General features: G+C 65.3%; 8 protein-coding genes and 3 pseudogenes. 4 read left to right on the top strand and 7 right to left on the bottom strand.

Translation table 11 applies throughout. The features are described from left to right. Positions 1 to 115: 115 nt before the first annotated feature. Positions 116 to 610, top strand: a pseudogene (locus tag FL625_RS17880) (DNA-methyltransferase); the annotation flags it as partial. A 30-nt stretch (positions 611 to 640) separates the two neighbouring features. On the opposite strand, the gene FL625_RS17875 reads toward FL625_RS17880, so the two are convergent. The 5 genes and pseudogenes from FL625_RS17875 to FL625_RS17855 form a co-directional block, all read right to left on the bottom strand. Further along, positions 641 to 1,153, bottom strand: a complete 513-nt coding sequence (locus FL625_RS17875) for a GIY-YIG nuclease family protein (protein WP_149590028.1) — start codon at positions 1,151 to 1,153, stop codon at positions 641 to 643. A 108-nt stretch (positions 1,154 to 1,261) separates the two neighbouring features. Further along, positions 1,262 to 1,369: pseudogene (locus tag FL625_RS17870) on the bottom strand (DUF3489 domain-containing protein); the annotation flags it as partial. Between the two features lie 112 nt (positions 1,370 to 1,481). Further along, positions 1,482 to 2,471, bottom strand: coding sequence for a tyrosine-type recombinase/integrase (locus FL625_RS17865; protein WP_149590027.1), 990 nt, complete (start codon positions 2,469 to 2,471; stop codon positions 1,482 to 1,484). Continuing rightward, positions 2,468 to 3,388 (bottom strand): tyrosine-type recombinase/integrase, encoded by a 921-nt coding sequence (locus tag FL625_RS17860; protein ID WP_149590026.1) that lies wholly within the window; start codon positions 3,386 to 3,388, stop codon positions 2,468 to 2,470. The genes FL625_RS17865 and FL625_RS17860 overlap by 4 nt, the downstream gene beginning before the upstream one ends. Next, positions 3,385 to 4,599, bottom strand: a complete 1,215-nt coding sequence (locus tag FL625_RS17855; protein ID WP_149590025.1) for a tyrosine-type recombinase/integrase — start codon at positions 4,597 to 4,599, stop codon at positions 3,385 to 3,387. The genes FL625_RS17860 and FL625_RS17855 overlap by 4 nt, the downstream gene beginning before the upstream one ends. 174 nt (positions 4,600 to 4,773) lie before the next feature. Between FL625_RS17855 and FL625_RS17850 the strand changes: the two are divergent. From FL625_RS17850 to FL625_RS17840, 3 genes and pseudogenes are all read left to right on the top strand, one after another. After that, positions 4,774 to 5,697, top strand: a pseudogene (locus FL625_RS17850) (phage tail tube protein); the annotation flags it as partial. 2 nt (positions 5,698 to 5,699) lie between these two features. Beyond that, complete coding sequence (locus tag FL625_RS17845; RefSeq protein WP_149590024.1) at positions 5,700 to 6,137, top strand: phage-derived protein YdaY family protein; 438 nt, start codon at positions 5,700 to 5,702, stop codon at positions 6,135 to 6,137. Between the two features lie 62 nt (positions 6,138 to 6,199). After that, positions 6,200 to 6,379 (top strand): DUF7697 family protein, encoded by a 180-nt coding sequence (locus FL625_RS17840; protein ID WP_435532715.1) that lies wholly within the window; start codon positions 6,200 to 6,202, stop codon positions 6,377 to 6,379. Here FL625_RS17840 and FL625_RS17835 read toward each other — a convergent pair. Then, positions 6,369 to 6,749 (bottom strand): type II toxin-antitoxin system VapC family toxin, encoded by a 381-nt coding sequence (locus tag FL625_RS17835; protein WP_149590022.1) that lies wholly within the window; start codon positions 6,747 to 6,749, stop codon positions 6,369 to 6,371. The two genes, FL625_RS17840 and FL625_RS17835, sit on opposite strands and share 11 nt — an antisense overlap. Further along, a complete protein-coding gene (locus FL625_RS17830; protein ID WP_149590021.1) occupies positions 6,749 to 6,961 on the bottom strand; it encodes an AbrB/MazE/SpoVT family DNA-binding domain-containing protein in 213 nt (70 codons plus the stop codon). The genes FL625_RS17835 and FL625_RS17830 overlap by 1 nt, the downstream gene beginning before the upstream one ends. Between the last annotated feature and the right edge of the window lie 123 nt (positions 6,962 to 7,084).

Raw genomic sequence — 7,084 nt, 5'->3', positions numbered from 1 at the left:
CGGCGCACTTGCCCAACCCAAAACCGACCACTATCAACCCCAAGGACTCTCGTTATGAACGAGGGACGACCGGGGGGCAGGTCACTGGCGGCGCTTCGGCTGGTATGTCTGGGACCAGGGGCCGGGCCTGCCAGGCGACTGGAACGGCCGCCTCGCGCCGTCGCACGAGTTCATCTTCCACTTCAACCGCCAGCCGCGGAAGCCGAACAAGACGGTCGAGAGCAAACACGCGGGCGAAACCCTCGGCGGCGGCGGGTTGCGCGGGGCCGACGGCACGGTCCACCGCAAGACCGGCTACGGAAACGCGATCCAGAGCCACCGCATCCCCGACAGCGTCTTCCGGATCATGCGCCACAAGGGCGGGCTGGGTGCCGCCGGATCGCACCCGGCCGTGTTCCCCGTGGCGCTGGTCGAGGCGGTGCTGGAAGCCTTTACCGACCCCGGCGACCTGGTGTTCGAACCCTTCTGCGGCTCGGGCACCCAGCTGATCGCCGCCGAACGCACCGGGCGGCGCTGCTGCGCGGTGGAACTGGACCCGGTCTACTGCGACGTGGCCGTACGGCGATGGGAGATGGCGACGGGGCGGAAGGCTTGCTTGGAGAAGAATTGACTGCGAGCCAAGACCCAGCCTGTTTCGTGGTCAAGCATTTAATCTTCCTAGGTATTTCTCTTGTTCTTCGTAGTCGATCTGCCTCCACTCCTCCGCCCCTTGAAATCCGGGATACGCCGTGTTCCGCTTTGGACCAATCGAACGGATCAGAAGCGCTTCAAGATCACCTATCGTCGTCCGTGTGTCGTCGGTCAAATTCTCATCGGGCTGGTTGAGCTGGCTAATCCCGCTTTTCGGGTCCGGACTTCCGATGGGGTGAAAGCCGAACCAAGAGAAGCGATCCCACTTGTCCTTAAGGTGGTCGGTGAGATGGTCTTTCAATCGCTTTCCAAGACCTTGAGCGCGCGTCAGACCAACGTAGGCTGGGCCATACTCGTCAAAAAGGATATAAATGCCCTGCTGGTGCCGAAAATCAGCTATGCGGATGTTTCCCCGGTTGGCACCGATCCGTCCAAGTAACCGAAACTCATTTCGGTTGCCTTGTCCGGGATTCCAATCAATCTCGCTCGCACGCCAAAACAACCCAAAGCTCGTCACTTTCAAAGCATGTCTCCCGATGTTTTTCTGAGACTTGCAAGATCAGCGCTGGAAAACAAGATCTGCACCGCCACCCGCTAGAGGTGGCGGTACTGTGTGATAGGCATTGAAGGCTCAGGCAGGCAGCTTGTAGACCGTCCCCCTGCCATCGACCTTCTCGGCGGTGATGGGCAGGCCGAGCTTCCTCTTCAGCGCCCCCGAGATGGAGCCCCGGACGGTATGCGGCTTATGCCGAGGTCGGCATAAGGCCCATTATGCCGATGCCCGGATTATGCCGATGTAGGTCGGTAAGCCCCTGTTTTTGGCGGGGACCGCTGTGTCGGGGTCGGCATAATCACAGGGCTTCGAGGAAGGCGAGGAGTTTGTCGGTCGGCCGGAAGCGGCCGGGTTTGGTCGTGATCGGGGCCGTCCTTTCCAGGGCTCGTTCCTTGATCTGCAGATCCGCGTGCAGGTAGATCTGGGTTGTTTCGATCTGTTCGTGACCGAGCCAGAGCGCGATCACCGAGGTGTCGATACCGGCCTGCAGCAGGCGCATCGCCGCGGAATGTCGCAGCACATGCATCGTCACCCTCTTCCGCTCGAGGGCTGGGCAATGTGCGGAGGCGTCCGCGACATATCTGGACAGCCGGTGTTCAAGGGCATCGCGGCTGAGTGCGTGCCCGGTCCGGGTCGGGAACAGCGGGTCCGCGGGGCCACCGGCGCGTTCGGCGAGCCAGGCCCGCAGGAGGGCGACGGTGCCCGAAGTCAGCGGCGTGATCCGCTGCTTTCGCCCCTTGCCGGTGCAACTGACATGCGCTCCGGCCCCGAGATGGACATCGGCAAAGGTGAGGCCGATCAGTTCGGAGGCCCGAAGACCCGTCTGGACGGCGAGGCCGAAGAGCGCCGTGTCGCGCCGCCCGGTCCAGGTGGCCCGATCCGGCGCGGCCAGCAGCACCTCGATCTCCACTTCGGTCAGGTATGTGACCAGCCGTCGTTCGAAGCGCTTCGCCGGGATGGCGAGAACACGTTCGATGGTGGCGGCATGTTCGGGATGGCGCAGGGCGGCATAGCGGAACAGGGACCGGATCGCTGCCAGTCGGGCATTGCGGGTGCGCACACCGTTCTTCCGGTCCGTCTCGAGATGGTCGAGGAAGGCGCCGATCAGGGGCGCGTCGAGATCGTCGATATCCAGCCTGCCCGGTGCCTTGCCGAGCCGCTCCGATGCGAAGACCAGCAAGAGCCGCAGAGTATCACGATAGGATTGGACCGTGTTCGGGCTGACCTGCCTTTGGCGGAGGAGGCGGTCGGTGAAGAACGCCTGCAGAGTTGTGGCGAGCGCGCTCATGCGTCACCCGCCAGGTGACGCTCGAGCCTGTAGCCGGCCAGCCCCATGAGTTCGGGCGCGCCCGACAGGTACCAGTAAGTGTTGCCGGGTTCGGTGTGACCCAGATAGGTAGACAGGACCGCAAGGCGGGAGCTGGGGGCGCCCGTCCTGTAGTCGCCCTCGATGGTGCTGACGGCGAAGCTGTGCCGCAGATCGTGGATCCGCGGTCGGCATGCCGCCGAACGCGGGGCAATCCCGCAATGCTGCAAGAGCTTGTGGAAGACCCCGTGCACGGTTCCATAGCGCAGCCGTTTGCCCCGCGAACTGATCAGCAGGGGCGTCATGCCTGCAGGCCGGGGCCGGTCGTCGCGGCGCAGGTAGTCCTGCAAGGCCGCGACAGTGGTCGGGTGCAGCGGCAAGGCGCGGGCCTTGTCGAATTTGCCGTGGCGGATCGTCACCATGCCGCTGCCCGCGTCAAAGTCGCCCTGATCGAGGCCGATCGCCTCGCCGATCCGCATGCCGGTCACCGCCAGAAGGCCGATCAGGGTGCGATAGGTTGCCTGCACATGCGGCCCGCGCAGGATCGCGGTTGCCTGCATCAGCGCCGCGATCTCCGGTGGCCCGTAGAGATAGGGCGTCGCACGCCGCGTCTGTGCAGGCAGAAGGTCGGTGGGCGGCACCTCGCTTGTCTGGTCGAGCGTTCGCAGGTGGCGGGCGAAGAGACGAACCTCACCCAGACGCCGGGAGGTCCAGATCGCGGCGGCACCCGCGGGCAGGATCGCCCAGGCCAGCGCCGTCTCGGTCCGGACATGAGCTTCGCCGCGATCCTCGGCAAAGGTGACAAACTGGCCGAGAAGCCGGTCAGCCTTATCCATCTTGTAGCCCAGGGCACGGCGCAGGGTCAGGTAATCGGCAAGGGCATTGCGCAGTTGGCTCATGGTGCGACCTCCGGCCAGGGCCGCGCGATCAGGCGCAGGGTATCGCGGTCGACCTTTGCGTAGATCGCTGTGGTCTCCACCCGGCGATGGCGCAGAAGCTGGCCGATCTCCGGCAGGGATGCCCCGGCGCGCAAAAGCTCCGTTGCCACCGTGTGGCGCAGGCGATGTGCGTGGACGCGCCCGAGGTCGGCACGCCGGGCGGCATCCGCCACGATGCCGCTCACCCTGCTTGACCCAAGCGCATGATGGGGGGCGAAGTGCCGGACAAAGACCGCCCGCCCCAGAGCGTCCGCTGGTCGGGCATGGCGCAGGTATTCGGCAAGCCGGAGGCCTGCATCGGGCGGAAGGGGCAGCAGTTCGTGGCAGTCGCCTTTGCCGCGCAGGCGGATCGTGCCAGCGCGCCAGTCGATGTCGTCCAGCCCCAGCCCGGCGACCTCGCCGCGTCGCAGGCCAAGGCGAACCAGCAGGGTCAGGATCGCCAGGTCGCGGATGCCAACGACAGTGCCAGTATCGCAGGCCGCAAGCAGGCGCCGCACCTGATCAGGCTCCAGCCCCTTGGGCAATCCGGCCAATCGGCGGCGCAGGACGGTCGGTACGGCGGGGACAAGCGAGCGTTCCGTCACGCCGTCCAGATGCAGAAAGCCGAGGAACGACCGCAGCGCCGTGACGGTCAGCTTTGCCACGCCGGAGTTCAGACAGGGGCACCACGCCACCACGAAAGACGTGACGTCAGCCGGGGTCAGGCCCCCGAGATCAAGATCACCCGTCGCCATCCTGCGGTCCAGAAACGGGCGCAGGCAATCGATATAGCGATGCGCCGTCACAGCGACCAGGCCGCGTTCCGTGGTCAGGAACTGCCGATAGCGGCTCAGGATTGTATGGGCAGGATCGTCCTCCACCGGAACTTCAGCCGGGGGCACCAGCCCTAACCCGCGCAGATGGTCGAGAATGGGCCCCAGTGCCCTGGGTGTCTTGAGCCGTCGCACACCGGCGGCACGGCGACCCGCCATGAACCGATCAACCTGAGCCATGGACAAATCGCCCATAGCCAGTTTCTGGCCCTCCAACCAACCGATCAGGTCGTTGAGCAGCCTGCGCTGCTTCCAGATCGTGCTGGCCGCATATCCCCGCCGACGCAACCCCTCCTCAAAGCCGTTGGAAAGGGCCGTGACCGGGTTCCTGACACGTCTCTTCTTCTGCTCCACCACCATCATGTCTCCTCGTTTCGATGTGAACGAGAAGACGCTACCAGTCCCTACCTTCGAAGATTATGCAGACCCAATCGCAGCGGCATCCGCCAGAAACAAGGACTTACCGACCTACATCGGCATAATCCCAGCATCGGCATAATGCGCCTTATGCCGAGGTCGGCATAAGGCCCACACGGCGCGCGGGCGCAGATGGCGCTTGCGTTCGAAACCGTCTACGGCACCCCACCGGCCAGCGGCTATCGGCTGATGCCCTTCGCCCGCACTACGCTGGGCGCGGAACAGCCGCTCTTGAACAGCGAACTGCTGGGCTACGGCCGCGATCCACTGGCTCCCATCAAGGACGCCGTTACCGCCGACGGCGAAGTGGTGGTGCCGATCGATGTGGAGGCCTTCGGCTTCTGGCTGAAGGCGGCCTTCGGTGCCCCGACCACCACGGGGACCACGCCCAAGACCCACACCTTCCAGTAGGGGAATTGGATCCTCCCCTCGATGGCCATCGAAGTGGCGATGCCCGAGGTGCCGCGGTTCGCGATGTATGCGGGCTGCGTCATGGACCAGTTGTCCTGGCAGATGAACCGCTCGGGCCTGCTGACCGCCACCGCCCGCCTGATTGCCCAAGGCGAGGCCATCGCAGCCACCACGGCCGCAGGCACGCCGACCGCGCTGGGCCTGCAACGCTTCGGCCACTTCAACGGGGTGGTGAAGCGCAACGGCACGGCGCTCGGGAACGTCGTCTCGGCCGAGATCACCTATGCCAACGGTCTCGACCGGATCGAAACCATCCGCAACGACGGCAAGATCGAGGGCGCCGATCCCGGCATGGCAGCTCTGACCGGCCGGATCGAAGTGCGCTTCGCGGACTCGGCGCTGGTGACCCAAGCCATCGACGGCACGCCCTGCGAGCTCGAGTTCGCCTACAGCCTCGGGGCGAATGCCAGTTTCACCTTCACCGCCCATGCCGTCTACTTGCCAGTCCCGCGGATCGAGATCCCCGGGCCGCAGGGCATCCAGGCCGCCTTCGACTGGCAGGCCGCCAAGGCCGCCAGCCCCGCCCGCATGTGCACCGCCGTCCTCGTCAACACCGTCACGGGATACTGATCATGATCCGCCTCAATCTCTCGAACCGGCCCGAATGGCTGGACCTGCTCCCCGGACTGCGTGTCCTTGTAGCGCCCCTGACCACTGCGCTGATGGTCTCTGCCCGCGCCGATCTCGCCATCGATGGCCTGTCGGAAACCTCGAGCCAGGAGGACATGGCGCTGGCCATGGCCAAGGCTGTCGCCCGCCGCGCCGTGCTGGAATGGGAAGGGGTCGGTGACGATGCGGGAAACCTCGTGCCGGTCAGCCCCGCCGGGATCGACGCCCTTCTCGAAATCTGGCCGGTATTCGAAGCCTTCCAGGCACAATACGTCGCCCGCGGCCTGATGCTGGATCAGGAAAAAAACGCCTCCGCGCCCTCGCCGACTGGTCCTTCGGCGGGGGCGACAGCTACTGCGCGGCCTGCACAGGCCCCTGCCCGGACTGCCCCGCAAGACTGAACCGGCCGCAGACGGTCGAGGGCTGGCAAGTCTGGGACCTGACCCAGCGCCTCGGCGGCCAGTTGCGCCTCGCGCCGGGGGCTGTCGTCGGATGGGACATGGGCGCGGCCCTCGCGCTGGCGCAGGCGCTGGGCGTCAACGCCCTGATCGCCGCCGAACTGCTGCCCGAGATCGAGGCGGTCATGGTGCGCAAACTGAACGAGCAGATGGCAAGTGCTGACCGTTCTGGGATCAAGCCTTGACCTTGGGGAGCAGTGTCACACCCGGCAGACCCTCGAAATGACCATCGCAGGTCAGGAGGGTCGCCCCCCGCGCCCGGGCGGTGGCAAAGACGATGGCATCTGCCGTCGCGAGCTTTTGCGTGCGGCAAGCCTCGGCCGCCTCGAGCGCGATGTCGGTGTCGAGCGGGATCACCTGGCAAACCTGCGTGAAGGCGATCACCTGATCCGCCTTGTCCTCACCGGCCTCGCGGGTCAGCCATTTGGCTAGTTCCAGTTGCACCATGGTCGGCACCAGCCAGTCGGCCTGATCCGGCAGCTGTTCGGCCAGCCGGTCGCCCGTTGCCGAACCGATCAGCCATTCGATCCATGCGGATGTGTCGACGAGGACCATCAGAACCGATCTGTCCGGTCACGGTAGTCGGTTGCGGAAGCCCCGCGGGCGATGCCTTTCAGGGCGTCGCGCTTTGGAACCGGCACAAGCAGAACGCCCGTCCCCTTGGGGATGAAAGCGAAGGTCAGACCGGCTTCCCAATGCTGGGCCGCCCGGATCGCCTTCGGGATCGAGATCTGGAACTTCGAGGACAGGGTAGCCGTCTCGGACATGATCATACGCCTCCATGATCGATGCTCCTAACGTAAGAACGAGAGTCCGGAAAAGCAAGGAACGCCACAATGGCTGAAAAGATGGGGTGGATGCCGCTCTCCCCGACGGCGTCGCAATGCGCC

This window comes from Tabrizicola flagellatus (assembly GCF_008271465.1).
GTDB lineage: Bacteria > Pseudomonadota > Alphaproteobacteria > Rhodobacterales > Rhodobacteraceae > Tabrizicola > Tabrizicola flagellata.
Note: the sequence above shows the minus strand (reverse complement) of the source record. Positions and strands in the feature narration are given on the sequence as shown.

Bases quoted from the DNA above. Each gene is read 5' to 3' on its own strand.
- FL625_RS17865 (WP_149590027.1), bottom strand. From the start codon at position 2,471: ATGAGCGCGCTCGCCACAACTCTGCAGGCGTTCTTCACCGACCGCCTC.
- FL625_RS17860 (WP_149590026.1), bottom strand. From the start codon at position 3,388: ATGAGCCAACTGCGCAATGCCCTTGCCGATTACCTGACCCTGCGCCGT.
- FL625_RS17855 (WP_149590025.1), bottom strand. From the start codon at position 4,599: ATGGTGGTGGAGCAGAAGAAGAGACGTGTCAGGAACCCGGTCACGGCC.
- FL625_RS17845 (WP_149590024.1), top strand. From the start codon at position 5,700: ATGATCCGCCTCAATCTCTCGAACCGGCCCGAATGGCTGGACCTGCTC.
- FL625_RS17835 (WP_149590022.1), bottom strand. From the start codon at position 6,749: ATGGTCCTCGTCGACACATCCGCATGGATCGAATGGCTGATCGGTTCG.
- FL625_RS17830 (WP_149590021.1), bottom strand. From the start codon at position 6,961: ATGTCCGAGACGGCTACCCTGTCCTCGAAGTTCCAGATCTCGATCCCG.